Source organism: Neorhizobium sp. NCHU2750, from assembly GCF_003597675.1.
Lineage (GTDB): Bacteria > Pseudomonadota > Alphaproteobacteria > Rhizobiales > Rhizobiaceae > Neorhizobium.
Genome location: NZ_CP030827.1, coordinates 3,790,001 through 3,815,795, shown reverse-complemented (window position 1 = coordinate 3,815,795; position 25,795 = coordinate 3,790,001). Strand labels below are relative to the sequence as shown.

The window sequence follows — 25,795 nt, the reverse complement described above, 5'->3', positions numbered from 1 at the left end:
ATGGCTGCTCGCTCGCTGATGTTCCAGGGAACGGGTTCGGACGTGGGCAAGTCGCTGATCGTCGCCGGCCTGGCGCGCGCGTTTACGCTGCGCGGTCTCAAGGTTTTGCCGTTCAAGCCGCAGAACATGTCCAACAATGCTGCCGTGACGGCCGATGGTGGTGAGATCGGCCGGGCGCAGGCCTTGCAGGCGCGGGCGGCGGGTGTGCCGCTCAGCGTCCACATGAACCCGGTTCTGTTGAAGCCGCAAAGCGATATCGGCTCGCAGGTCGTGGTTCAGGGCCGGGTGGAAGGCAATGCGAAAGCGTCGGAATATCAGCAACTGAAGCCAAGATTGCTGTCGCGGGTAATGGAAAGCTACGAGATCCTGCGGGCAAAGGCCGATCTCGTTCTCGTTGAAGGTGCGGGCAGCGCGTCCGAGATCAATCTGCGCCAGAACGACATTGCCAATATGGGTTTTGCGCGTGCCGCCGACGTGCCGGTCATACTGATCGGCGATATCGATCGCGGCGGCGTCATTGCCAGTATCGCGGGGACGAAACTCGTGATCGATGCGGATGATGCGGCGATGATCCGTGGCTTCATCGTCAATCGGTTCCGCGGCGATCCGGCGCTGTTTGCCGAGGGGATGGATCTGATCTCGAGGTTTACCGGCTGGCAATCGGTCGGGCTTCTGCCGCATTTTGCCGATGCGGCTCTCCTGCCGGCGGAGGATGCCCTCGGTCTGAACCAGTCGTTTGCCCGCAAGCCGGATGCGAAAATCCGCATCGCGGTACCGATCCTGCCGCATATTTCCAATTTCGACGATCTCGATCCGCTGGAGGCCGAGCCGGAGGTGGAATTGATCCGCGTGCGTCGCGGGGAGGCCATTCCGGGCGATTGCGATCTTGTGCTTCTGGTTGGCTCGAAGGCGACGATTGCGGATCTTGCGGCGCTGCGCGAAGCCGGTTTCGATATCGACATTGCCGCCCATCACCGGCGCGGCGGAAAAATTCTCGGTCTTTGCGGCGGCTACCAGATGCTCGGCAGGCGTCTGTCCGATCCCGAGGGAACGGAAGGGCCACCCGGCGCGGTCGACGGCCTCGGCCTCATCGAAGTGGAGACGGTGCTTTCCGGTGCCAAGCGGCTGGAGGCGGTTTCCGGCACCAGTTTCGACGGGATTTCGTTTGCCGGCTATGAAATGCATATTGGACAGACGGCCGGTGTCGATTGCGTCCGGCCGTTTTCGGTGATCGGCGGGCAGGCGGAAGGCGCGCGTTCGACGGATGGCCGGGTCATGGGCACCTATGTGCATGGGCTGTTTGCAGACGACCGCCAACGCTCCGCCTGGCTTTCCCGGCTTGGCGGGTCGTCATCGGGCCTCGACTACGAGGCGAATGTGGATGCCATTCTCGATCGGCTCGCCGCGCACATGGAGCGGCATCTCGATCTCACCGGATTGCTCAGACTTGCCACATGACGATCGCCAGGAGGCCGAAGAGGCCGATCAGCAGCAGGTCGGCGATGCGGGCGATCCTCAGCGCGTCGTAAATATCCTCGTAGACCAGCTCGGTACGGCCGCCTTCGCCCATGTAGCCGGCCTCGATCATCGTCCCGCCATAGCTGCGCGGCCCAGCCAGCGCGATGCCGAGCGCGCCGGCCATGGCGGCTTCCGGCCATCCGGCATTGGGAGAGCGGTGGTTCTTTGCGTCGCGGCGGATCGCCTTGATGGCGTTGCCGGGCGATGCATCACGGACGAAGAGGGCGGCGATGACGAAGAGTGCTGCCGTCAGCCGCGAGGCAGGCAGATTTACGAGATCGTCGAAGCGCGCTGCCGCCCAGCCGAAGGCCTCATGGCGCGGCGAGCGGTGGCCGATCATGCTGTCGGCGGTGTTCGCCGCCTTATAGGCGGCACCGGCCGGGAGGCCGCCAATTCCCATCCAGAAGGCCGGCGCGACAACGCCATCGGAAAAGTTTTCCGCCAGGCTTTCGATCGCCGCGCGGCAGACCGCCGCCTCGTCAAGCTGTTCGACATCGCGGCCGACGATGCGGGAGACGGCCATTCGGCCGGCCGGCAGGCCGCGATGCTTGAGCGAGGAGGCAACCTCACGCACATGCCGCTCCAGGCTTTTCTGCGCCGGAAGGCTTGCGGCCACCAGCAAGAGCAGGATCGGTCCGAGCGGCAGGACGAGAAGAACCTTTTGCACCGCAAAGGCGATCAGGATGACGATGACAAGGATGACGGCCAGCGCCCTGATGCCCATATTCTTGCGGGTGGCGAAATCGTCGGCTTCCCGGTTCCATCGCCTGTCGAGGTCGGATATCAGCCGGCCGATCCAGGTCACGGGATGGCCGATCAACCTGAACAGCCAGTCCGGGTAGCCGGTAAAGCGCTCTACGATCAGCGCGAAGAATGCGAGAAGGAACATTTCAGTGGCAATCTCTGATATGGGCTCTGATGTGGGCGACCCGATCCAGCACGGTGGAAATCTTGCCAAGGCCCGCGCGCTGTTTCCTGAAGCGCCAGAGCCGTGGATCGATCTGTCGACCGGCATCAATCCGCATTCCTATCCGCATTCACCAATTCCCGGCAATGTTTTTGCGCGCCTGCCCGAGCCTGCAATGCTGGATGACCTCAAGACAGTCGCGGCCAATGCTTATGGTGCTGCCTCTGCGGCCCATATTGCAGCGGGGCCGGGCACGCAGATCCTGCTGCCGATTGTCGCAAGTCTGATAGGCGGGCGAAAAGCCGCCGTCCTGTCGCCCACCTATGCCGAGCATGCCCGCGCGGCAAGGCTTGCCGGGTTCGACGTGACTGAGACGGACGAGCTTTGCCGGATGGAGCAGGCCGATCTTGCCATCATCGTCAATCCCAACAATCCGACCGGCCGCATGGTGAAGCGGGACGATCTGCTGGCGCTTGCCTCCGTCATGCGCGCCAAGGGTGGATTGCTGGTGGTGGACGAGGCTTTTGTGGATGTGTCGGAAGCAGAAAGCCTTGCCGGCATGGTCGGTGACGGCGGCGTGCTGGTGCTGCGCTCCTTCGGTAAGTTCTATGGCATGGCGGGCCTGAGGCTCGGCTTTGCGATTGCCCAGCCGGAGATAGTAAGGACGATCGAGACGCGGCTTGGCCCCTGGGCCGTTTCCGGGCCCGCTTTGCATGTCGCGCGTGAGGCGCTTGCCGATCGGGAATGGCAGATCCAGATGCGGGAGCGGCTTGGCACGGAGGCCGCTACTCTTCAGGCGTGCCTGCACGATGCAGGCATCGCCATTCATGGTGGGACATCGTTGTTCTGCCTTGTCCGGGACCCTCGTGCTCAGGCACTCTACCAGCATCTCGGACGTCGTGGCATCATGACCAGACGCTTCGATGAGCGACCGGATGACTTACGGATCGGCCTGCCGGATGAGAGTGGCTGGCGGAGATTGGAAGAAGCGCTGAAAAGCTTTTAGCCGGTGAATTTATCCCGCCACGCGGCCTGTGCATTCAAAACGGGCAAGGCAGTCGCTTCATAAACACCGCGGGCCACGGCGCGTGCAGTGACCAGTGTCGCCAGATGGCAGAGTTCGGCGAAAGCGGCCATGTCGGCGAGCGGCTTTTGGCCGGTTGCGGCGGAGAACATCGTGTCGCCGTCGCCCGGCAAGTGTGCAGGCAGCACGGCGCGGGCGAGGCCGTCATGGGCCATGATCGAGAGACGGTGAGCCTGTGCCTTGGTCAACACTGCGTCGGTAACGATCACGCCGATCGTCGTTGCCTTCAGCTTCACACCCTTGATGCGCATGGCGGTGTCATTGTCGGTGAAGTGTTGCGGCTGGCCGAGGCCACCAAATTCGCCGTTCTTTTCGAACGGGGCTGCCCAGAAATGCGGACCATTGCCAATGGTTGCCGAACCCATGGCATTGACGGCGAGCAGGGCGCCGATCGTGTGGCCGGAGGATGTTGCAGCGCTTGCGGAACCGATGCCGCCCTTGAAGGTGGCAGTGGTGGCGCCCGTGCCGGCCCCGACCGTGCCGAGAGCGAAAGCGCCTTTGCCGGCGGCCGTGAAGGCGTCGTAGCCCATGTCGCGATAGGGGGAATGGAGGCCCCAGTCCTTGTTGCCGCCGTTCAGGAGGTCCATCAGGATCGCCTGCGGCACGATCGGAACCTTGGCCGTGCTGACCTCGAATCCGCGGCCGATCTGGCGAAGGCCTGCCTGCACGCCGCCGGCGGCATCAAGGCCGAAGGCGGAACCGCCCGAAAGCACGAAGGCATCGACGGACTGGACCGTCATCGACGGGTCGAGAAGGGCTGTATCGCGGCCGCCCGGTGCGCCGCCGAGAACCGAGCCGGAGGCAATCGCCGGCTCGTCGAAGATGATGGCCGTGACGCCGGAGCCGAGCGCGAGATCGGTGGCATGGCCAACGGCCACGCCCTCGATATCGGTCAGGAGATTGAGCGGCGCCACGGCGTTTTCGTTACTCGATGTCGAACTTGACACCCTGTGCCAGCGGCAGGGTACGGCCGTAGTTCAGGGTGTTGGTGGCACGGCGCATATAGGCTCTCCAGGCGTCCGAGCCGGATTCGCGGCCGCCGCCGGTTTCCTTTTCGCCGCCGAACGCGCCACCGATTTCGGCACCCGAAGGGCCGATATTGACGTTGGCGATGCCGCAGTCCGAACCGCTGGCAGAGACAAAGATTTCGGCTTCGCGCATGTCGTTGGTGAAGATCGACGACGATAGGCCCTGCGGCACGCCGTTATGCAGTTCCAACGCTTCCTCGAAGCTCGAATATTTCATCACGTAGAGGATCGGCGCGAAGGTTTCGTCCTTCACCGGACCGGTCTGGGTCGGCATTTCGACGATTGCCGGGCGGACATAATAGGCGTCTGCAGCTTCGCCATCGAGAACACGCTCGCCGCCGACAACCTTGCCACCGGCAGCCTTGGCTGCCTCAAGGGCGGACTGCATCTTGTCGAAGGCGGTCTTGTCGATCAGCGGGCCGACCAGATTGCCGTTTTCGAGCGGCGAACCTATCGTAACCGACTGGTAGGCCTTGGCGAGACGCGGAACCAATGCGTCGTAGACGCTGTCATGGACGAAGAGACGGCGAAGCGTCGTGCAGCGCTGGCCGGCCGTGCCCATGGCGGCAAAGGCGACACCGCGCAGCGTCAGGTCGAGATCGGCGGTCGGGGTGACGATCGCAGCATTGTTGCCGCCGAGTTCGAGGATCGAGCGGGCGAAGCGCTGGGCAAGCTTCGGACCCACTTCGCGACCCATGCGGGTCGAGCCGGTAGCGGAAACCAGCGGAACCTTCTCGTGGTCGACCAGGACTTCGCCGATCTCGCGGCCGCCGATCAGCAGCGTCGAGAGGTTTTTGGGCGCCTTGCCGCCATCGGCGACGTAACGGGCGACGGCCTTGTCGAAGATGGCCTGGCTGGCAAGTGCCGTCAGAGGCGTCTTTTCCGACGGCTTCCAGATGATGGAGTTGCCGCAGACGATAGCGAGCGCCGCATTCCAGGACCAGACGGCAACCGGGAAGTTGAAGGCGGAAATGATGCCGATGGCGCCAAGCGGATGCCAGGTTTCCATCATCCGGTGCTCGGAGCGCTCGGTGGCGATCGTCAGGCCGTAAAGCTGGCGGGAGAGGCCGACGGCGAAATCGCAGATGTCGATCATTTCCTGCACTTCGCCAAGGCCTTCGGAGGTTACCTTGCCGACTTCGATCGAGACGAGACGACCGAGTGCAGCCTTGGCTGCGCGCAGTTCCTCGCCGAGAAGGCGGATCAGTTCGCCGCGCTTCGGGCCAGGTACGAGGCGCCATTCGAGAAAGGCTCGATGGGCAGCGTCGATCGCCTTCTTCGTGTCGGCGGCGCTGATTTCCGGCAGCTTGCCGATTTCGGTGCCCGATATCGGCGAACGGACGGTGAGCGTGCCACCCTTGTACTGGCTTGTGGCAACGCCGAGATCTGCAAAGATCTTGTCCACTTCGGCGGCGAGGTCGAGTTTGGCGAGCGTCATGTCTGTCTCCGGGTGTCGAAATTTCGGGGTCAATCTACAAGTCGGCGGCGGTTTCGCAACATCGCCGCAGAGATTAGTTTCGGTCAGAAGCGTTCGCCGGTAAAATGGGCGATCTGGGCTCCTGCCTCGTAATAGGCTTCCTTGAGCGGGCGGAAGCTCGGTTCCCTTACCTCGGTCAGCGGCAGCGGCAGATCCGTTTCGGCGATCTCGCCGAGGATATGCTGTGCCAGAACCTTGCCGAAATTCGTGCCCGGCGAAATGCCGCGGCCGTTATAGCCGGAAAAGCCGATGACCTTATGACCAAACCGGTGGAAGCGCGGCAGGGCATTGTCCGTCATGCCGATGCGGCCGTACCATTCCGCTTCGAATTCGACGTCTGCCAGCTGCGGGAAAAGCCGCTTCAGCGAGCGCCGCGCCCATGCCTTGTGGACGGCAAGGCCGGTTCCGCGCAATGCACCGACCGAACCGAAAACGAGCCGTCCCGCCTTGTCCATGCGGAAGGAGGAGAGAACCTCCTTGGTATCCCAGCAGCCTTCCGATTGCGGCAGTACCGTCTGGCGCAGGTTTGCCGAAAGCGGCTTGGTGGCGAAGTTAAAATAGGGAAGATGAACCTGTTCGCGGCGAACCTGTTCCCAGGGCCCGGTCGAATAGGCATCGCTGGCAACGATGATCCAGTCGGCGGAGACTTCGCCCTGTGCCGTCTTGACGATTTTCTTGCCGTTCGTCTCACCGGTGGCGATCACGGCGCTGCCGGTATGGATCGTGGCTCCGGCCTTGATTGCCGCGTGGGCCAGCCCGCGGGCATAGGCGAGCGGCTGCAGGGTGCCGGCGCGCATGTCGAGCAGCGATCCGGCATAGGCCTTGGTGCCGATCCGGCGCTCGGTCTCTGCGGCGTCGAGCATGGTGACGGCTGCGCCGCGCTTCTGCCACTGGCGGGCGCGTTCTTCGAGCTCCGTCATGCCTTCTGCGCCGACGGCGCAGTGCAGCGTGCCGCTGGTTTCGAGTTCGCAGGCGATGCCATGCTTTTCGATCAGCTCACGCACCAGATAGGGGCCGTTGCCGAGCAGATCGAGGGCGCGTTCGCCGTAATGCTCACCAAGTTCCTTCGGGAAATCATCGGGCATGACCCACATGCCGGCATTGATGAGGCCGACATTGCGGCCAGCGCCACCGAAACCGACTTCCGTTGCTTCCAGCAGCACGACACTGGTACCACGTTCGGCAAGGTGGAGGGCCGCCGACAGGCCGGTATAACCGCCACCGACGATCACGACATCCGCGCCGACATTTCCTCTGAGGGAAGACGTCGCAGGCGCGGGCGGCGCGGTCCTCTCCCAGAGGCCGTGCGAGCGTGGATCATTCAACATGAAAAAGTTCCCGGATTTTATTGTTAGGGCGACTTTACAGAGCGGATTTGGCGGTGAATATCGACATAATCTCAACAGGTCATTCGCTGGAGGAATGACATGCTGCCGCCAAGACGGTTTCTTCCGTCCTTTTCGCTATTGTCCGCATTCGAGGCCGCTGCCCGCACCGGCAGCGTCACGGCTGCTGCCAACGAACTGGGCCTGACCCAGAGTGCGGTCAGCCGGCAGATCTCGGCGCTTGAGAAGCAGCTCGGGGTGGCGCTTTTCCTGCGCGAGCGGCAGACGATAAAGCTGACGCTTGCGGGCGACAGCTATGCGCGCGAGGTGCGCGAGGCGCTGCGGCGCATATCGAACGCCTCGCTCAATCTGAGGGCCAATCCGGCCGGCGGTACGCTCAATCTCGCCATCTTGCCGTTTTTCGGAACGCGCTGGCTTACGCCGCGCATCGGCCGGTTTCTCGACCTGCATCCGGGCATGGTCGTCAACCTGATCACGCGGCTGGAGCCATTCGATTTTCGCTTCGACACGCTGGATGCGGCCATTCATTTCGGTGCTGCACGCTGGCCGGGAGCGGCTTTGACGCATCTGATGGACGAGGACACGGTGCCGGCCTGCAGTCCGGATTTCAAGGCACGGCACGCCATTTCGACACCTGCCGATATCCTGCGTGCGCCGCTTCTGCATCTGAGTACCCGCCCCGATGCCTGGGAATTGTGGTTCAACCGAAACGGCGTGGCCTTCGATGCGGTCCACGGCATGCTGTTCGACCAGTTCACCACCATGGTGGAGGCGGCGCGTGCCGGGCTCGGCGCTGCGTTGCTTCCCCGCTTCCTGATTGCGCGCGAACTGGAGGAAGGGCAATTGGTGCAGGCGGCCGAGGGGCTGGCGATGCCGACCGGGCAATATTACCTTGCCTACCTGCCCGACCGGGTGAGCTATCCGCCGCTCGTCGCCTTCCGCGACTGGATCATGGAGGAGATCAGGTCCGATGCGCTTGCGCTCAAGGGTGCCATCGGCCAATAGTCAATTCATGAACAGCTAGACCGGTTGCGGTCCAAAGACGAGAACAGTCGATGAAACCCATTTTTGTGCAATTGCGCTGCAAGCCCGGCAAGACCTATGAGGTCGCGGACGCCATATACAAGACGGAGCTCGTGTCGGAGCTTTATTCCACCAGCGGCGAATGGGATCTGCTGCTCAAGGTCTATATCGAGGACGACGCGGAGATCGGCCGGTTCGTCAACGAGAAGATCGCCTGCATTCCGAATATCGAGCGTTCGCTGACGACGATCACCTTTACCGCCTTTTAACGCCTCGAGGCGGTGCAGCCTTTTTCATAAACAAAAGCCGCCTCGAGGGCGGCTTTTTGTATTTCGGTGGGGTGATGCCGCGGTTCAGACATGAGCTGCCGGTGCCGCGTTTCTGGCGGCGACCAGCCTGCTGATCGCCAGCCTGACATCGTCGGGCGAATCGAAACGTTGCTCATCGAGATCGATGACGTGGAACTTGACGGCGATGAACTTCAGCCGGTTTTCATCCGGCACGACAATGCCGACGGGCTCGCCGGCGAATTCAATAACTTGCTTTTGCATAACAGACTCCCGCATGGGCTGCAGAGGGTGCAGCTCAAAACGAATGGTAAAATTCAGGAACGATAGGAACCGGAAGCGTTACATTCGACAGCACGGAAGGGAGCGGCGATCCGTGCCATTCATATCGAGCGCTTGCCGCTTGAGGACAGCGACGAAGACAGATTTCAGCATGCCACTCTCCTTTTCAAAGCGTTGCGCGATACAGTCAGAATCATTTTCCGACCGTTGATCAGGGTATTCGAAACGAGTGTCCCGATCAATCAAATCCTAATTAAACAGAATATTTTTCTGCATGATGACAGGAGAAAGGCGATATTGTGAAATTACGTTCGCAATCTCGCGGCTTCCGCCAGCGAAGCTAACTTAGGTGCTGGTGTCATCCAAACAAGGGTGAGGCCCGTTTAAATTTCCGATTGGGGGATCGGTCCGAATGCCTGGCGAAGGCTCGCGAGACATTGCTTCACGCTCTGCTCGCCGGCGCAGAGAGGGGGTAGAAAGAGAATCGTACCGTTGTTGCCGGTGTCATGCTGCACCGTCCGGCTGAGCACAGGTCCGATTTTGGCCGGTTCCCCCGAAAGTTGAATTTTCCAGAAGAAACCCTGACCGGTGATTTCGATATCGCCATTTCTGTCTTCGGAAAGTTGCCGCAGGCCGTGCCCGAGGATTTCGCCGATCGTCGCGGCATTGGCCTGCATCTGCTCGTCGCGAAGAACGCGAAGTGCCGCAAGCGCGGTCGCTGCGGCGATCGGAGACACCGGCGATGACAATTCGTACAGCCCGTCTGCAAGATCTGAGCCGCAGAAGACGACGGACAGCGTATCCCCGTGGCAGCTTCCCGCCAGCAGGGCATCGACGGAAAGCCCTTCCTGTTCGATGGCCCAGAATGCGTCGCCAAGTCGGCCATAGCCGGTGCGCGTCTCGTCGGCGACGACGATATGGCCCTGCTTCCTGGCAATTGCGATCGTCTCCACCAGTCCGACAATACTGGGCAGGGGCTCGATAACCGTCATACCGGTCTTCAGCGCCGGGACAGCAGCTTCATCGGGCTCTTCGCCATCGCCGTCGCTTTCACGGAGTTCAGAGATGACTTCCCCAATGTCCTCGTCCGCAGGCAGATCAGCCCTTGCGGCTTCGCCCGTTTCGGATGTCCCGGGTGGCGCTGCGTTGACTGCGAGTGAGGTCAGTGCTGCAAGTGCCTCAGAGCGGCCGGCAAACAGCACGACATGGCCGAGGCTTGGCGGGGCGACTTCGGCGAGTGCCTGCCGGAGATCGTCGTGAACGGCTATCTCGCCATTTGCCACGGCCGCCAACATATGCTGGCGATAGCCCGCCGTGGCGACGGCCGGGTGCCCGTGGCCAACAAGCGGGGCGGTACCGGTAAAATCGAGGCGGATGCGGCCTGCCTCGTCATAGAGGAATTCGCGCCAGGCGCGGCCAATCCTCTCAGGCCTCACCGCCGGCGCATCGCAATCGAGCTTAAGCAGGGGCGCGGGGGACGGCGCGAGATGGCGCCAGATCCCGGCCTGCGACGGCGCGCAGAATAGGGGCGGTGGATTGTCGGGGTCGCGGGAAAGTCTGATCCTGATGCCGCCGACGGCTCCGTCCTCGCCCGCCACCTTGCCGATCACGCCTTGCCCGGCGATCTCCGCTCCGTCGGCAAGATCGGTGGCAACGCCTTCCAGCAGCAGCGTCAGTTGGGATCCGCGAATGGACAGGCGTGGCGACGTCTCGGTCACCATGCCTGTGAAGGGGGCCATGAGCGGGGTTCCCGCCGGCAGGCAGATATCGACATGCAAGGCGACATTGGCGGGTTCGGCCTCACCATCCGGCGCGGCGTCCGCCAGCGCCGTCGCTTTCGACAGGCGGTATTCTCCGTAACGCGTGCTGCCCATGCCGGTTTCCCAGGCTATGCGGGCCAGAAGCCTCCAGTCGCAATCCGCATCCGTCCAGTTGCCGTCGTGAAACAGAGGGCTGGTGACGCCGAGATCGACCAGCCGCACCCTGTCGCTATCGATATCGGGCAGAAGCGGGCCGATATCGAGCGGTGGAGGTTCGATGCCGCAGGCGGTTAGGATGGCGGCCTGCATGAAGGGGGCGGTGGCTGCCGAGGCCGCGCTCAGAACATCCTTGGCACGGGCGGCAAAAGAGGCAGCCTCGCTGTTATCGGCGGCACGCGCCTTGGCGTTTTCCGCTATGGCGGCATTCAGAGCGAGTTCGCCGATGACAAGCGGCCAGAGCGCTTCGATCTCGCTGTTATTCAACGGATCGATGGCGTGGTAGGCGCCGATTGCGGGCAGGATGGACATAGGTTCCCCGCCGCGGCTGGAAAGGATGCGTGCGCAGGTCTTGGCCAGAGCCGAAACGTACCAGCCCTTGGCCAGTCCGCCGAGATCGGTAATCCCGGTCGCGCGCAACTCGCCGCCCTCGTCAGTGCCAGCGAGGATATCGAGGGCGAGGTCCTGCACGGTGAGGCCGACGCGGAAATCCGGGGTGAGCGGATGAATGCGGCGCAGGGCCGCGACCATGGCTCTGGCGATGAAATCCCTCGCTTCCTGGTCGGTCACCTCGGAAAGCAGGGAGACGGTTCGCGGGCCTGCCTTGCGCAGCTCATCCTCGTGTTCACTGCCCCAGAGCGTCTGGTCAAAATCGACGAGGCTTCTGGCGAGACTTGCCGCAAGACCACCGAGCGATACACCGGTGGCAGAAGAAAGTTTTCCGACGGGTGCCGGTGCCGTTCCCTCCAGCACGGTCAGAAGGCGCAGGATCCTGTCCTCGCCGCCGATGGTTGCCGGCAGAATCTCTTCGTCGTCCCTGGTCGGCACCGGTTCGCAAACCTGCGGGCCATCCGGGCTGCGGATGATGTGGCGCATGACCTCGTGTTCGAGCTTCAGAGATGCTTCGTCGGTAGGGAGCCTGATGTTGAGGAGGTAACGCAGGTGGCCATTGTCGACGAGATATCCGACCCCGCGATTTTCCTCGACCGGGAAGACCTGGCCGGAAAGCCCCCAATGCTCGCGCAGAAGCGCTTCCACCCTCTCAGGCGTACTCTCGTCCTCCATTGGCATGGCGCTTTCGGCAATATCAGGCTTGTCGGTCGCAGCGTCTGCCATACACGTCTCCGGAAACATCATGTCCGGAAGAGGATAGCGCGTGAAAACGCTGCGTCCATAGGGCTTTTAAGCCTTGGCTTGACTACTCAACCCATTCGTTCCGACGCATAGGAGCCCGGGCTTGGCGGGAAGACGACCGTGCGGTTGCCGTTGATGAAGGTGCGATGGTGGATATGAGCGTGGATGGCGCGGGCGAGAACCTGGCTTTCGACGTCGCGGCCGAGCGACACGTAGTCGTCGGGCGACTGGGCATGGGTGATGCGGGCGACATCCTGTTCGATGATCGGGCCTTCATCGAGGTCGGCGGTGACATAGTGAGCGGTCGCGCCGATCAGTTTTACGCCGCGCTGATAGGCCTGCTTATAGGGATTGGCACCTTTGAAGCTCGGCAGGAAGGAATGGTGGATGTTGATGATCCGCCCGGACATCTTTGCGCAGAGCTGATCGGAGAGAACCTGCATGTAGCGGGCGAGCACCACAAGCTCGGTGCCGCTCGATTCGACCACGTCCAAAAGCTGGGCTTCCGCCTGCGGCTTGTTGTCCTTGGTCACCTTGATGTGGTGGAAGGGGATGTCGTTGTTGACCACCAGTTTCTGGTAGTCGAAATGGTTGGAAACGACCCCGACGATATCGATCGGCAGGGCACCGATCTTCCAGCGATAGAGAAGATCGTTCAGGCAGTGGCCGAAGCGCGACACCATCAGCAGCACCTTCATCCGTTCTTCCGAATCGAAAACCTGCCATTCCATGTCGAATTTCTGCGCGATGGGGGCGAAACCGTCGACCAGTGCACTGCGATCGGCCCCCATTTCGGAAATGAAGCTGACGCGCATGAAGAATTTGCCGGTGTCGAGGTCGTCGAACTGCGAGCTATCGATGATGTTGCAGCCCTTGTCGGCCAGAAAGCCGGATATCGCCGCCACGATGCCTCGCGTGGACTTGCACGATACGGTCAGGACATAGCTCTTGATCATGGATAGTTTCCCCTGCGGCTAAATTTGCGGCAATGACCTATACGCCAAGTTGGAACGATTGGAACGGCTCGATGGTCCCGAGACCAGATTTTACGTGCCGCTTGTCATCGCCTTCTGACGCGTCACATTAGGCAGGGCGGCGCAAAATTCCGTTCCGGTTGCGTCTTCGGAAGGTGTATCCCCGTCGCAGGCAAGGTCGGGAAGCGACTCGCCTGTTTATTAGCGATTTTATAAGCTGGCGGTGCGAGGTTTGCGCGGCTAAGCGGAGAAGCATGGTGGCAATAGGCGTGACCGGTAAGGGACAAAAGGTGGGGCAGAGTGCAAGGCCGAGAATGCGGCTTCTGGCCGGAGCCATTTCATGTTCCGTGCTGGCTGCCGGACCAGCGCAGTCGGCGCAATGCATCCGTGGCATCAACCTTGCCGGAGCGGAATTCGGCAGTCTCGGCCAGGCCTATGGCGAGGGCTATACCTATCCGTCCGAGAAGACGGTTTCCTATTTCCGCGACAAGGGGTTCGGGGGCGTGCGGCTGCCGTTCCTGTGGGAGCGGCTGCAGCCGAAACTCTACGACAAGTTCGATGCCGCGGAGATGCGGCGCCTGAGAGCGACGGTGAAGGATATCCGTTCGGCCGGAATGCAGGTGATCGTCGATCCGCATAATTACGCACGCTACAAGGACCAGCTGATAGGTTCGGATGCGGTACCGCAAAGCGCGTTTTCCGATTTCTGGCGACGGCTGGCGGCGATGTTCGCCAACCAGGAGGGCGTCATTTTCGGGCTGATGAACGAGCCGCACGGGATTTCGGCTGAAGACTGGCTGTCGGCGGCCAATGGCGCGATCGCCGCCATCCGCCAGACTGGGGCGAATAATCTCGTCCTCGTGCCGGGGACATCCTGGACCGGCGCACACAGCTGGTCCGGCGGCGATTACGGCACGCCGAATTCCGAGGTGATGGCCGGGGTCACCGACCCCGCAGGAAATTACGCCTACGAAGTCCATCAATACATGGATGCCGATTTTTCCGGCAAGAACGACGAGTGCAGCCGTGCGGCCGATGCGGTGAAAGCCATCGGCACAATGGGCGACTGGCTGGCAAGCCACGGCCGACATGGTTTTCTCGGTGAGTTCGCGGTGCCGACCGCGCCCGGTTGCCAGCAGGCGCTGACCGATATGGTGTCGGCCGTCGAAAGCCGGCCGGATGTGTGGATCGGCTGGTCCTACTGGGCGGCAGGCGACTGGTGGAAGCCGACCGAACCGCTCAACATCCAGCCGACGGAGAGCGGCGACCGTCCGCAAATGCAGACACTTCAGCGTTACTTCGCCGACCACCAGAGCTGCGGCGGATGACGGCAGCATCGGGTGCGCTTTTGCGACCTGTTGGGGTCTGCGGTTAGTATCTCATTAACCATCGAGGTCTAAAAAAGTAGGGTGCATGCTGGCCGATGACTGCCCGCCAAGGACCTCAAAAAGACCTCTATGTCAGTTATCTCCTTTTCTCTCCGCAAAAGTGGTCGCGTAAAGACGCTGGTTGCGACCGGACGTTCCACATGGGCGCGGCGCAAGCCGGCCGGCAGCATGAAACAGACCAAGTCGCGCGTGATCATTCTCGCGGGCTGTTTTATTGCTGCCTATATCGCGACGTTCGGCCGGCTGACCTATTACGGCTTCAGTCCGCCGGAGATGACGGCATCCATTCCCGCCAATACCAGCATTGCCGCGCGCCCCGACATTACCGACCGCAATGGCGAATTGCTGGCAACCGACGTCCATACCGTCTCGATGTTTGCCGAGCCGTTTCGCATCGTCGACGTGGACGAGACGGTAGAGAAGCTTTCCGGCCTCTTCCCCGATCTCGACCGCAAGTCGCTGTACGCGAAGCTTTCCGACAAGCGGCAGAAGTTCATCTGGATCCGCCGTCAACTGACGCCGAAGCAGCAGAGCGACGTGTTGAAGCTCGGCATTCCGGCCATCGGCTTCCGTCCGGAAGTGAAGCGCTTCTATCCGGAAGGGCGCATTGCCGCGCACGTGCTCGGCTATGTCGATATCGACAATCGCGGCGTGGTCGGCATGGAGAAATACATCGACACGCAGGGTCTGTCGGACCTCAAGAGCGTCGGGCTGACCAGCGTCGACCAGCTGCAGCCGGTGAAGCTTTCGATAGATCTGCGTGTCCAGAACATCGTGCATGATGTGGTGTCTGAGGCAATCGGCAAATACCAGGCGCAATCGGCCGGCGCGGTCATTCTCGATATCTATACCGGCGAAGTGCTGGCCATGGCCTCGGCGCCCGATTTCGATCCCAATGACCCGCAGGCGGATGGTGGCAGCAAGGGCTGGCTGAACCGCATGTCGAACGGCACGGATGAGATGGGTTCCGTCTTCAAGACCTTCTCCATCGCGATGGCCATCGATACGGGCAAGATCAAGCTGACGGACACGTTCGATGCCAGTACGCCCTTGCACTACGGCGGCTTTACCATCCATGACGACCGGGACGTGCCGCGGCGGGTCCTGACGGTGCCGGAAATTTTCCGCTACTCGTCCAACGTCGGTACCGGCAAGATCATGGACAAGGTCGGCATGGATATCCAGAAGGAATATCTCAACCGCTTCGGCCTGTTGACCAAGATGCAGACGGAACTGCCCGAGGTGAAAATGCCGAGCCAGCCGCGGGTGTGGAAGAAGATCAACTCGATTACCGCCGCATTCGGCCATGGCGTTGCCACGACGCCGATGCAGACGGCCGTTGCCGGTGCCGCCCTCATCAATGGCGGTGAACTGATCGAGCCGACTTTCCTGCCGCGCACTCGCGAAGAGGCGGAGAAGACCGAAGAGCGGGTCGTCAGCAAGAGCACAAGCGACGTCATCCGCTATCTCTTCAAGCTGAACGGCGAGCAGGGCACGGGTAGAACCGCCGACGTCCAGGGCTTCCATGTCGGCGGCAAGACCGGCACGGCCAACAAGGTCATCCATGGCGTCTATTCGCACAAGCTGAGTTTCAACTCGTTTCTGGCCGCCTTCCCGATGACGGACCCGAGATATATGGTCCTGTCCTTCATCGATCAGCCGCTGACGGGCCTGCACAATCTGAACCTTGCCACCGAAACGGCGGCTCCGATGGTGCATGACATCATCAGCCGTGCCGCGCCGCTTCTTGGCGTAGAGCCCGACTTTACGCCGACAATGGTCGCCAATTACTGATTGGCCCTTCAGAGATGGCTCCGGCGATGTCGGGGCCATCTCCCTCGTTTCCGACAGGTGTCGAAAATTTTCGTCTGCGCTTCGTCCCCGCGCTCACAAGTCATGCCTACAATTCTCCCGCCTCCATCGCCGGAGTGTTTCGCGAGACGTTCGCGGGCAGGTGGGGGCCGGCGCTTCTGTCTCAAGCCGTAACGTGCGGCTTGGGCGGAAGGGGTGAAACTCGTGGAGAGCGCGGTGTCAAACCTTCACTCTCCTGTCAAGCCTCCCCCCGGCAGCCATGTCGGGTTCGGTTGAGCCGTGCAAGTGGCCAGTTCAGGCCACGCAGTGAGGCGAGAGGATCATCCGTAGGGACCGGAAGTCCCGAGAAGACGCCGAGGGCCACGCATATGCGGAGCCATTTTTTGTAATTTCCCAGAGGTCCCGCATATGCGTGTGCTTCTCCGGAACGATCTTTGAAAGCCACGGCAGGATCTGCGCGGGGGCCGGATTGGCGCAGCCGTCAAACGATCACGTCACCTCCCCGCCGGTCACCGCAGCCTCATCTCGGCGGATACTGATGCGCGTTGCCGCGAAAATCGCTGACGGAATAGCAGCCGTCATCGCCCGTTATGGCGCTCCTGCCGATATCGGCCTTGCCATGGCCGCCGGGAATATCCAGCACGTAGGTGGGCTGGCACAGACCGGAAATGGTGCCGCGCAGGCTTGCGACGATCCTCTGTCCTTCCTCGATATCGAGACGGAAATGGCCGGTGCCGGGGGCGAGGTCGGGGTGGTGGAGATAATAGGGCTTCACCCGCGTCTCGACGAAAGCCTTCATCAGGTCGCCGAGGACATTAGGATCGTCGTTGACGCCTCTCAATAGCACGGTCTGGCTGACCATCGGGAAGCCGGCATCGACCAGTCTGGCGCAGGCGGCACGTGCTTCCGCAGTCATCTCGCGAGGGTGATTGGCGTGAAGGGCGATATAGACCGTCTTGCGGGCCTGTTTCAGTGCCGCGATCAGCGCGTCATCAATATGGCCGGGATCGACGACCGGCACGCGGGTGTGAAAGCGGACGATCTTTACATGGTCGATCTCCGCCAGACCACGCATAATCTCGGCAAGCCGGCGCGGCGACAGAACCAGCGGGTCGCCGCCGGTCAGGATCACTTCCCAGATTTCCGAGTGATTGCGAATGTAATCGAAGGCTGCAGCCAGTTCCGCCGGCGAGAGCATGCCGTCGCCCTGCGGGCCAACCATTTCGCGGCGGAAGCAGAAGCGGCAATAGACGGGGCATACATGCACAGCCTTCAGCAGCACCCGGTCGGGATAGCGATGCACGATGCCCTTGACCGGGCTATGGGCGGCATCCCCGATCGGATCGGCACGTTCTTCCGGCACGGTGACGAGTTCTGCCACGTCCGGCACGAATTGCCGGGCGATCGGATCGGCCGGATCGGCCGGATCGACGAGCGACAGGACGGTCGGGGTGATGGCGATCGCATAGCGCTCGGCGACGGCGCGGACTTCATCGAGACGCTCGGTCGAGACGAGGCCAGCAATCCTCAGTTCGTCCGGCGTCTTCAGGGCGCGGGCGATGCTCACGCGAGAACCTCCGCCACCGGCGCCCACATGACCTGATCGACGCGGCTTGCCCCTGTCGCCAGCATGGCCAGCCGGTCGAAGCCGAGGGCTGCACCGCTTGCCTCGGGCATTTCGGCGAGCGCAGAGAGGAAATCCTCGTCGATCGGATAGGTCTCGCCGTATATGCGTGCCTTTTCGGCCATTTCATGCTCGAAGCGGCGGCGCTGTTCTCCGGCATCGGTGAGTTCGCCAAAGGCGTTGGCAAGCTCGACGCCACAGGCATAAAGCTCGAAGCGTTCGGCCACCCGCGGGTCGCGGGCGGAAGGCCGTGCCAAGGCTGCCTCGCAGACAGGATATTCGCAGAGGATCGTCGCCCGACCCTGGCCAAGATGCGGTTCGACCTTCTCGACCAGAACCTTGCTGAACAGATCGGCCCAGGTGTCGTCGATGGCCACGCGCATGCCGGCCCTGATCACGGCTTGGGCCAGAACCTCGCGGTCAGTCTCGCCCGAAGTCGCGACAGAGGACAGGAGGTCGATGCCGGCAAAGCGGTCGAAGGCTTCGGCCAGCGTCAGACGTTCCGGTTCGGCAAAGGGGTCGCTCTGCATGTCGCGGAAGGAGAAGTGTCTGGTGCCGGTCGTTTCGGCGGCAAGCTTCAGCATGTCGGCACAATCGGCCATCAGCCGTTCATAGGTTTCGCCGACCCGGTACCATTCGAGCATGGTGAATTCCGGATGGTGCAGCGGGCCGCGCTCGCGATTGCGGTAGACATGGGCGAAGGTGAAGATGCGGCTCTCACCGGCCGCCAGAAGCTTCTTGGCGGCAAATTCGGGCGAGGTGTGGAGATATAGCGGCGCTGCCCGGCCGTCGATCGCCAGGGCCTGCGTTGCGAAGGCATGAAGATGCGTCTCATTGCCGGGAGAGACCTGCAGGGTCGCGGTGTCGACCTCGATGAAGTCGCGCCTGCCGAAATAATTGCGCAGGGCGGACTGGATCCGGTTGCGGCCGATCAGGAAGGGTCGGCGGTCGGCATGGCTGTCTTTCGTCCACCAGGGGGATGCTGATGTGCCGGGGCGGTTCATGTATCGGGCCTTCATCGCCGTCTCGAACAAAGCCGGGGCTGGCTATTTGACGGATTTTGCGTTAGTTGCGCCGGCAAGGAAACCTGAAAAGCATCTCTACGGCCATTTCGCCAGTCCTCTACGACGTGGCAGGCCGAGTTACAAGGAAGTCTTATGGTCAAGGTCATCGCCTCCTCCGTCCGCAAGGGCAACGTCATCGACGTCGATGGAAAGCTTTATGTGGTTCTCACCGCCGAGAACTTCCACCCGGGCAAGGGTACTCCGGTCACCCAGGTCAACATGCGTCGCATCGTTGATGGCGTGAAGGTTTCGGAGCGCTGGCGCACGACGGAGCAGGTCGAGCGCGCCTTCGTCGAAGACGTGAACTTCCAGTTCCTCTACGAGGATGGCGAAGGCTTCCACTTCATGAACCCGGAAACCTACGACCAGGTCGTCGTCGACGTCGATACGATGGGCGACCAGAAGGCCTATCTGCAGGAAGGCATGACCTGCATCCTGTCGATGCATGAAGGTGTGGCGCTGGCGCTGCAGCTTCCGCGTCACGTCATTCTCGAGATCACCGAGACCGAACCGGTCGTCAAGGGCCAGACCGCTTCGTCGTCGTACAAGCCGGCCATGCTGTCGAACGGCATCCGCACGGCGGTTCCGCCGCATATCGATGCCGGCACCCGCGTCGTCATCGCCACGGAAGACAATTCCTACGTCGAGCGCGCCAAGAACTGATAAATTATGCCGGGGCATCGTCCCCGGCCATTCAGATGGCATTAAAAAACCTCCGCAGCGATGCTGCGGAGGTCTTTTGTTGTTCGGTAAACGGAAGAGGGCCGGCGAGCCGGCCCTGAACTCAGTCCTTGATGACCTTGGCAGACGCAACTTCCGTCTTTGCGGCGGGCGTACCGACGGCATAGCCGCCACCAACAGCGATGTTGAGAGCCACATAGTCCTTTGCCATGGTCTGTACCGCGGCTGCGAGGCTCTGCTGTGCGTCGGATACCTGACGCTGGGCGTCGAGAACGTCGAGCAGCGAAGAGGCGCCATCGCGATAGCTTGCGGTCGCGAGTTCCAGAGCTTCCTGGTAGGATTTGACGGTCTGGCGATAGGCTGCAACGGTGCGGCCGTCACGCGAATAAGCCGAAAGGGCGTTCTCCACGTCCTGTACGGCAGTGAGAACCGTCTGCTTCCATGCCAGGTAGGATTCGCGCGCAGACGACTTGGCCGACGAGACGTTGGCGCGCAGCGCTCCGCCGTCAAAGATCGGCAGGCTGAGCGACGGGCCGAACGACCAGGACAACAGGCCTGCCTCGGACTTGCCGGCCTTCGTGTAGGACGGGGTGATCGAACCACCGAGCGTGATGGCCGGATAGAGCTGGGCTTCCGCCACGCCGATATTGGCAACGGCTGCTGCGAGTGTGCGTTCAGCCGCGCGGATATCAGGACGGTTGCGAATGAGGTCCGCCGGGATACCGGCCTTGGTGCTGAAGCGCGCAACCGGCTGGTGGCCGCCCTTCTGCAATTCGCTGACCAGCGATCCTGCCGGCTGAGCCAGCAGGGTTGCCAGGCTATGTGCCGACGTGCGGAACGAGGTCTCGATGCCGGGAACGCCTGCGAGCGTCGAGTTGACCAGACCTTCGGCCTGAACGACGTCGAGACGGGAGGCAGCGCCAGCGTCGAGCTGCAGCTTGGTCAGGTTCAAGGTCTCGCGACGCGACTTCAAGTTGTCGTTCGAGATCTTCAGCAGTTCCTGGTAATAACGCGCGTCGATATAAGCGTCTGCGACGGAGGACAGAAGCGACAGGCGCGCCACATCAACGCTTGCATATGCGGCGTCGAGGTTATCAAGGGCGGCTTCCTTGGACCGGCGATAAAGGCCGAACAGATCGAGGAACCAGCTTGCCGTCGCACCACCGCTAACGCTGGTGCGAGCGGAAGTCGAAGACAAAGCGCCAGCGTTGCCGCCAATATCTCTGGCGCCGCTGCGTCCGGCATCAGCCGAGACGTCGAGAGACGGAAGGCCGCCGGCGCCAGCGGTAATGACGCTCGCCTGTGCCTGGTTGATACGTTCGAGGGCCTGCAGAACATCAAGGTTCTGTGCAAGACCGTCAGCGACGTAACCATTCAATCGTTTATCGGAAAATGCCGTCCACCAAGCATTCTTGGAGACGTCGCCATTGCTTGCTGTCGACCCTTCACCGAACTTTGCCGGCAGGGAAACCTGCGGCGCCGTGTGATTGGGACCGAGCGTACAGCTGGACAGGAGAAGCAAAACGAGCGGGGCGGCTGCGCGAGTGGAAATCATATTTGTCCCAAAGCCCTTACTAACTAGTCCGCGTTGCGGAGCAGACACTATTGAACTGACAATCAGAATCCGATTCGCCAGCCGAAAGCCATCGATCCGTCATCGCATTTAACCATTCTTCGCCTGTTTTTTATGATTTGATAACCGCCTTACGACCACAAAAAACGTCGGAACGAAAAAAATTCCGATGAGTGTTGCAGAAAGCATACCACCGAGCACTCCGATGCCGATTGCGTTCTGTGCTGCGGAGCCCGCTCCGGTGGCGATGGCCAATGGGACGACCCCGAGAATGAAGGCGAGCGAGGTCATGATGATCGGGCGCAGGCGCAGTCTGGCTGCTTCGAGCGCGGCCTCCATCATGCTCATGCCGGCCTCCTGCCGGTCCTTGGCGAACTCCACGATCAGGATCGCGTTCTTCGCAGCGAGGCCGATCGTCGTCAGCAGGCCGACCTTGAAATAGACGTCGTTCGACTGGCCGAGGAAGTGTGCTGCCGCAAGCGCGCCGAGCACGCCGATCGGCACGGCGAGGATGACCGAGAAGGGGATGGACCAGCTTTCGTAGAGTGCCGCAAGGCACAGGAAAACGATCAGCACCGAGAGTGCATAGAGTAACGGAGCCTGGGAGCCGGACAGGCGTTCCTGATAGGAAATGCCCTGCCATGCGACGGTATAGCCGCCATCCATTTGCGAGACGAGATGTTCCACCTCATTCATCGCGTCGCCGGAACTAACACCTGCTGCCGCCGCGCCTTCCATCGAATAAGCGGTGACGGCATTGAATGCCGAGAGGGAAGGAAGGCCGTTCACCCATTTCGTGTCGGTGAAGGAGGAGAAAGGCACCATTTCATTATTGGAATTGCGCGCATCCCAATATTTCAGATCCTCTGCCTGCATGCGGTAGGGTGCTTCGCCCTGCACGTAGACATGCTTGATCTTGTTGTTGAGCGTAAAGTCGTTGACGCGGCTGCCGGCGAAGATAGTGGTCAGCATCGAGTTGGCGTCGGCGATGCTGACACCCATGGCGCTGAGCTTTTCCTGATCGAGCAGCAGCTTGACCTGGCTTTCCTCGTCGCGGTCATTGGCTCGCATGCCGCTGATCTTGCTGCCCGCATTGGCGGTCTGAATCAGTTGCTTGGCGGCGAGCGCCAATGCGTCGGCGCCGTGGTTACCGGTGTCCACCAGATACATGGAGAAGCCGGAGGAGGTGCCCATGCCCTGGATGGCCGGCGGCAGAAGCGGGAAGACCTGCGCCTCGCGAATGGTGAAGAAATAGCCCATTGCTCGCTGCACGATCGAGGCTGCGGCAAGTTTGGCGTCAGTGCGCTGGTCGAAGGGCTTGAGGCTGGCAAAGACAATGGCGTTGTTCTGTCCCTGGCCGGCGAACGAGAAGCCGTTGACGGCGAAAACCGAATCGACGCCTTCCTTCTCCTTGTCGAGATAGTAATTCTCGACTTTCTCGATGACCTTCTGCGTCTGCGCCGCAGTGGCACCGTTGGGCAGCTGAATGATGGTCATCAGCGCACCCTGGTCTTCCTGCGGCAGGAAGGATGAGGGCAGGCGGGTGAAGAGGAAGGCGCATCCGCCGACGATCAGCGCAAACATCACCATCACGCGCAGCGGGCGCTTCAGGAGATAGCCGACCGTTCCGACATAGCCCTTGGTGGTGCGGTCGAAGCCGCGATTGAACCAGGCGCCGGGGCCACGGCCCTTCTTCTCGTGGTTGATGGGCTTCAGGATCGTGGCGCAAAGGGCCGGCGTCAGCACGATGGCGACCAGCGCCGAGAGCAGCATGGCGGAGACGATGGTGATCGAAAACTGCCGGTAGATGATACCTGTCGAGCCGCCGAAGAAGGCCATCGGAATGAAGACCGCCGTCAGGACCAGGGCGATGCCGACGATGGCGCCGGTAATCTCGCCCATCGATTTCTCGGTGGCCTCGAGCGGGCTCAGCCCTTCCTCGTCCATGATGCGCTCGACATTTTCGACAACGACGATGGCATCGTCGACGAGAAGGCCGATCGCAAGAACCATGGCGAACATGGTCAGGGTATTGATCGAGTATCCGGTCACGGCAAGAATGCCGAACGTGCCGAGCAGAACCACCGGAACGGCGATCATCGGTATGAAGGTGGCGCGGAAATTCTGCAGGAAGACGAGAAGCACGACGAAGACGAGTACGATCGCTTCGATCAGCGTATGCACCACTTTCTCGATCGAGAGGGAAACGAAGGGCGTGGTGTCGTAAGGATAGATGATCTTGACGTTCGCCGGAAGGCTCGGGGCAATCTGCGCCATCTTTGCCTTGACCACAGCCGCGGTATCGAGCGCATTGGCGCCCGTCGCCAGGTTCACCGCAAAGCCTGAGGCCGGCTGGCGGTCCGAGCGCGAGGTCGTCGTATAACTTTCCTGGCCGATCTCCACCCTCGCCACATCGCTCAAGCGGACATTAGCACCGTTGGTGTTGACGCGCAGGATGATTCGCTCAAAATCCGACACGGTTGTCAGCTGACTCTGGGCCGTCATGGTGACGTTGAGCTGCTGGCCTTCGACTGCCGGCAGGTCGCCGACGGAGCCGACGGAAACCTGGGTGTTCTGCGATTCGATCGCCGAGGTCACGTCGGCAGGCGTCAGCTGGAATTTCTTCAGCTTGAACGGGTCGAGCCAGACGCGCATGGCGAAGGCAGAACCGAAGGCGTTGATGCTGCCGACGCCTTCGAGCCGCTTCACCTGGTCCTCGATCTGCGAGGAGAAAATGTCGCCGAGATCGGCCGAGGAGCGCTTGCCGTCGGTTGAGACGAGCGCGCCGACGAGAAGGATGCTCGATGTCGACTTGGTCACCTCGATACCGAGCTGCTGGACGATGGAGGGCAATTGGGAGGTGACGAGCTGCAGCTTGTTCTGCACCTGTACCTGGGCGATGTCGGGATCGACGCTATTATCAAAGGTCAGCGTGATCGAGGCCGCGCCCGTGGTGGACGAGGACGTCATGTAGGTCAAGCCGTCGAGGCCGGTCATACCGTCCTCGATGATCTGTGTCACCGTCTTGCGCACGGTGTCGGCGCTGGCGCCGGTATAGCTTGCACTGATGCGTACGGTCGGGGGGGCGACTTCGGGATATTGCGAAATCGACAGAGTGTTGATCGCGAGGACGCCGCCCAGCATGATGACGATGGCGATGACCCATGCAAAGATCGGCCGCCGGATGAAGAATTTAGCCATGTTCTAATTCCCGATCACGGAGTTTGCAGGGGCATCACGATTTTGGCGCCGGCGCGGTCTGGCCGGCAGCGGGTGCCTGTTTTTCGATGATGAAGCCCTTGGCATCGATTTCGGCCGGAACGGGCGTGACGGCGGCGTTGTCGGCGATCCACTGGAAGCCGTCGACGATCAGCTTGTCGCCATCGGCGACACCATCATTGACCAGCCAGTTATTGCCGGATAGCCGGCTGGAACGGAACGTCCGGGTCTCCACCTTGTTGTCGGCCGTGACGAATTTCGCCGTCAGGTCGCCATTGGCATTGCGGCTGGCGGCACGCTGGGGAATGGCGTAGCCACTGTCCTGACCGATGGTAACTGTCGCACGCACGAACATGCCGGGCAGAATAAGGTTATCGGGGTTGTCGAACAGGGTGCGGATGGAGATCGTGCCGGTCGTGGTGCTGACCGCCATTTCCGACATGTCGAGCTTGCCGACCTTGGGATAGTCCGAGCCGTCTTCCAGCGTCAGGCGGATATCCGTCTTGTCGGTCGGGAGATTGTATTTCTTGTTGCTGGCGGCGATCGCGTCGCGCAGGCGCAGAATGTTGACGCTCGATTCGTTGAGCTGGATATAGATCGGGTTGATCTGCCGCAGCGTCATCAGCGAATCGGTCTGGCTGGCGGTGACGACATTGCCGATCGAGAAATTCGTGGCAGAAGTGACCCCGTCGAAAGGTGCGCGGACCTCGGTGAAATCCTGGTTGATCTGTGCGGTCTGCAATGCAGCCTTTGCCTCGGAAACCGATGCCTTCGCCTGCAGGAGCGTCGTCTGGGCGGTTTCATATTCCTGCTGCGAGGCACCGCTATTGGCGAGCCTCTCGTAGCGCTGGAGATTGGCCTGGGCGGCCGGCACGCTGACTTCGGCCTTCTCGACCGTTGCCTGCGCTTCCGCGAGCGCCGCAAGATAGGTGTCGTCGTCGATCTTGTAGAGAAGGTCGCCGGCCTTGACGAAGCTGCCTTCCTTGACCTCGATCTGCTTGATGACGCCGCCAACGCGAGGCCTGATCTCGGCGGTACGATAGGCTTCGGCACGCCCCGACAGGACGGCGGTCAGAGGCTGTTCCGTCCTGCTGATCGTCACGACGCTGACAGGCTGTGGTGGGCGCTGGGCCGCTGACTGGCCTCCACCCTGACTGCCGCCCTGGTCGCTGCAGCCGGCCAATGCCAGCGAGACACAGGTGAGGGAAATGACGAGAGGCAGGTTTGTCTTGTAACCGGTCATGGCATCTTCCTTGGCCAGGCGTTTGATCGCTTTCGTCCGCAAGGCGGTCGCGCGACAGGAAATCATGGTCGCTGGCACCGAATCGGAATTTACCGCCCGGATGTCGCGATGAGAAAAGTGACGTAATTTACAAAACGTCACTTTGCAAGCCGATT

Annotated in this window: 19 protein-coding genes; 7 read left to right on the top strand and 12 right to left on the bottom strand. The window is 61.6% G+C overall.

What is annotated here, in order from left to right:
• The gene (locus NCHU2750_RS18385) at positions 1-1,458 is read left to right on the top strand and encodes a cobyric acid synthase (protein WP_119941931.1); all 1,458 of its coding nucleotides are present in this window, start codon (positions 1-3) and stop codon (positions 1,456-1,458) included.
• Here the strand turns inward: NCHU2750_RS18385 and cbiB are convergent.
• Entirely contained in the window at positions 1,442-2,407 is a 966-nt protein-coding gene (cbiB, locus tag NCHU2750_RS18380) for an adenosylcobinamide-phosphate synthase CbiB (RefSeq protein WP_119941929.1), read from the bottom strand. The genes NCHU2750_RS18385 and cbiB overlap by 17 nt on opposite strands.
• A gap of 19 nt (positions 2,408-2,426) precedes the next feature.
• Here cbiB and cobD point away from each other — a divergent pair, with 19 nt between their 5' ends.
• Entirely contained in the window at positions 2,427-3,431 is a 1,005-nt protein-coding gene (gene cobD, locus NCHU2750_RS18375) for a threonine-phosphate decarboxylase CobD (RefSeq protein WP_119941927.1), read from the top strand.
• Here cobD and NCHU2750_RS18370 read toward each other — a convergent pair.
• The 3 genes from NCHU2750_RS18370 to NCHU2750_RS18360 all read right to left on the bottom strand — a co-directional run bounded on the left by NCHU2750_RS18370 (position 3,428) and on the right by NCHU2750_RS18360 (position 7,342).
• Positions 3,428-4,423 carry a P1 family peptidase gene (locus NCHU2750_RS18370; RefSeq protein ID WP_119941926.1) on the bottom strand — a complete coding sequence of 332 codons (996 nt, stop codon included), beginning with the start codon at positions 4,421-4,423 and terminating at the stop codon, positions 3,428-3,430. The genes cobD and NCHU2750_RS18370 overlap by 4 nt on opposite strands.
• Before the next feature lie 10 nt (positions 4,424-4,433).
• The gene (gene amaB / locus NCHU2750_RS18365) at positions 4,434-5,975 is read right to left on the bottom strand and encodes an L-piperidine-6-carboxylate dehydrogenase (RefSeq protein WP_119941924.1); all 1,542 of its coding nucleotides are present in this window, start codon (positions 5,973-5,975) and stop codon (positions 4,434-4,436) included.
• 83 nt (positions 5,976-6,058) lie between these two features.
• Positions 6,059-7,342 carry an NAD(P)/FAD-dependent oxidoreductase gene (locus NCHU2750_RS18360; RefSeq protein ID WP_119941922.1) on the bottom strand — a complete coding sequence of 428 codons (1,284 nt, stop codon included), beginning with the start codon at positions 7,340-7,342 and terminating at the stop codon, positions 6,059-6,061.
• 99 nt (positions 7,343-7,441) lie between these two features.
• On the opposite strand from NCHU2750_RS18360, the gene NCHU2750_RS18355 reads away from it, so the two are divergent.
• A complete protein-coding gene (locus NCHU2750_RS18355; protein ID WP_119941920.1) occupies positions 7,442-8,365 on the top strand; it encodes a LysR family transcriptional regulator in 924 nt (307 codons plus the stop codon).
• Positions 8,366-8,415: 50 nt separating this feature from the next.
• Positions 8,416-8,652, top strand: coding sequence for an Lrp/AsnC ligand binding domain-containing protein (locus tag NCHU2750_RS18350; protein WP_119941918.1), 237 nt, complete (start codon positions 8,416-8,418; stop codon positions 8,650-8,652).
• 84 nt (positions 8,653-8,736) lie between these two features.
• On the opposite strand, the gene NCHU2750_RS18345 is transcribed toward NCHU2750_RS18350, so the two are convergent.
• From NCHU2750_RS18345 to purU, 3 genes are all read right to left on the bottom strand, one after another.
• A complete protein-coding gene (locus NCHU2750_RS18345; protein WP_119941916.1) occupies positions 8,737-8,934 on the bottom strand; it encodes a hypothetical protein in 198 nt (65 codons plus the stop codon).
• Between the two features lie 401 nt (positions 8,935-9,335).
• Complete coding sequence (locus tag NCHU2750_RS18335) at positions 9,336-12,044, bottom strand: aminotransferase class III-fold pyridoxal phosphate-dependent enzyme (protein WP_162939676.1); 2,709 nt, start codon at positions 12,042-12,044, stop codon at positions 9,336-9,338.
• An 86-nt stretch (positions 12,045-12,130) separates the two neighbouring features.
• Positions 12,131-13,015 carry a formyltetrahydrofolate deformylase gene (purU, locus tag NCHU2750_RS18330; protein ID WP_119943519.1) on the bottom strand — a complete coding sequence of 295 codons (885 nt, stop codon included), beginning with the start codon at positions 13,013-13,015 and terminating at the stop codon, positions 12,131-12,133.
• A 335-nt stretch (positions 13,016-13,350) separates the two neighbouring features.
• Here purU and NCHU2750_RS18325 point away from each other — a divergent pair, with 335 nt between their 5' ends.
• Entirely contained in the window at positions 13,351-14,364 is a 1,014-nt protein-coding gene (locus NCHU2750_RS18325; RefSeq protein ID WP_119941910.1) for a glycoside hydrolase family 5 protein, read from the top strand.
• A gap of 129 nt (positions 14,365-14,493) precedes the next feature.
• Positions 14,494-16,218 carry a peptidoglycan D,D-transpeptidase FtsI family protein gene (locus tag NCHU2750_RS18320; RefSeq protein WP_119941909.1) on the top strand — a complete coding sequence of 575 codons (1,725 nt, stop codon included), beginning with the start codon at positions 14,494-14,496 and terminating at the stop codon, positions 16,216-16,218.
• Positions 16,219-16,756: 538 nt separating this feature from the next.
• On the opposite strand, the gene NCHU2750_RS18315 is transcribed toward NCHU2750_RS18320, so the two are convergent.
• Both NCHU2750_RS18315 and epmA read right to left on the bottom strand, forming a co-directional pair.
• Positions 16,757-17,803 carry a lysine-2,3-aminomutase-like protein gene (locus tag NCHU2750_RS18315; protein WP_119941907.1) on the bottom strand — a complete coding sequence of 349 codons (1,047 nt, stop codon included), beginning with the start codon at positions 17,801-17,803 and terminating at the stop codon, positions 16,757-16,759.
• Positions 17,800-18,879 (bottom strand): EF-P lysine aminoacylase EpmA, encoded by a 1,080-nt coding sequence (epmA, locus tag NCHU2750_RS18310; RefSeq protein WP_245480282.1) that lies wholly within the window; start codon positions 18,877-18,879, stop codon positions 17,800-17,802. The genes NCHU2750_RS18315 and epmA overlap by 4 nt, the downstream gene beginning before the upstream one ends.
• A 138-nt stretch (positions 18,880-19,017) precedes the next feature.
• Here epmA and efp point away from each other — a divergent pair, with 138 nt between their 5' ends.
• Complete coding sequence (efp, locus tag NCHU2750_RS18305; RefSeq protein ID WP_119941905.1) at positions 19,018-19,587, top strand: elongation factor P; 570 nt, start codon at positions 19,018-19,020, stop codon at positions 19,585-19,587.
• A gap of 121 nt (positions 19,588-19,708) precedes the next feature.
• Here efp and NCHU2750_RS18300 read toward each other — a convergent pair whose 3' ends face one another.
• The 3 genes from NCHU2750_RS18300 to NCHU2750_RS18290 form a co-directional block, all read right to left on the bottom strand.
• Complete coding sequence (locus tag NCHU2750_RS18300) at positions 19,709-21,160, bottom strand: efflux transporter outer membrane subunit (protein WP_119941903.1); 1,452 nt, start codon at positions 21,158-21,160, stop codon at positions 19,709-19,711.
• Positions 21,161-21,268: 108 nt separating this feature from the next.
• Entirely contained in the window at positions 21,269-24,379 is a 3,111-nt protein-coding gene (locus tag NCHU2750_RS18295; RefSeq protein WP_119941901.1) for an efflux RND transporter permease subunit, read from the bottom strand.
• Positions 24,380-24,413: 34 nt separating this feature from the next.
• Positions 24,414-25,640: an efflux RND transporter periplasmic adaptor subunit gene (locus NCHU2750_RS18290; RefSeq protein ID WP_119941899.1), complete on the bottom strand. Its 1,227-nt coding sequence runs from the start codon at positions 25,638-25,640 to the stop codon at positions 24,414-24,416.
• Between the last annotated feature and the right edge of the window lie 155 nt (positions 25,641-25,795).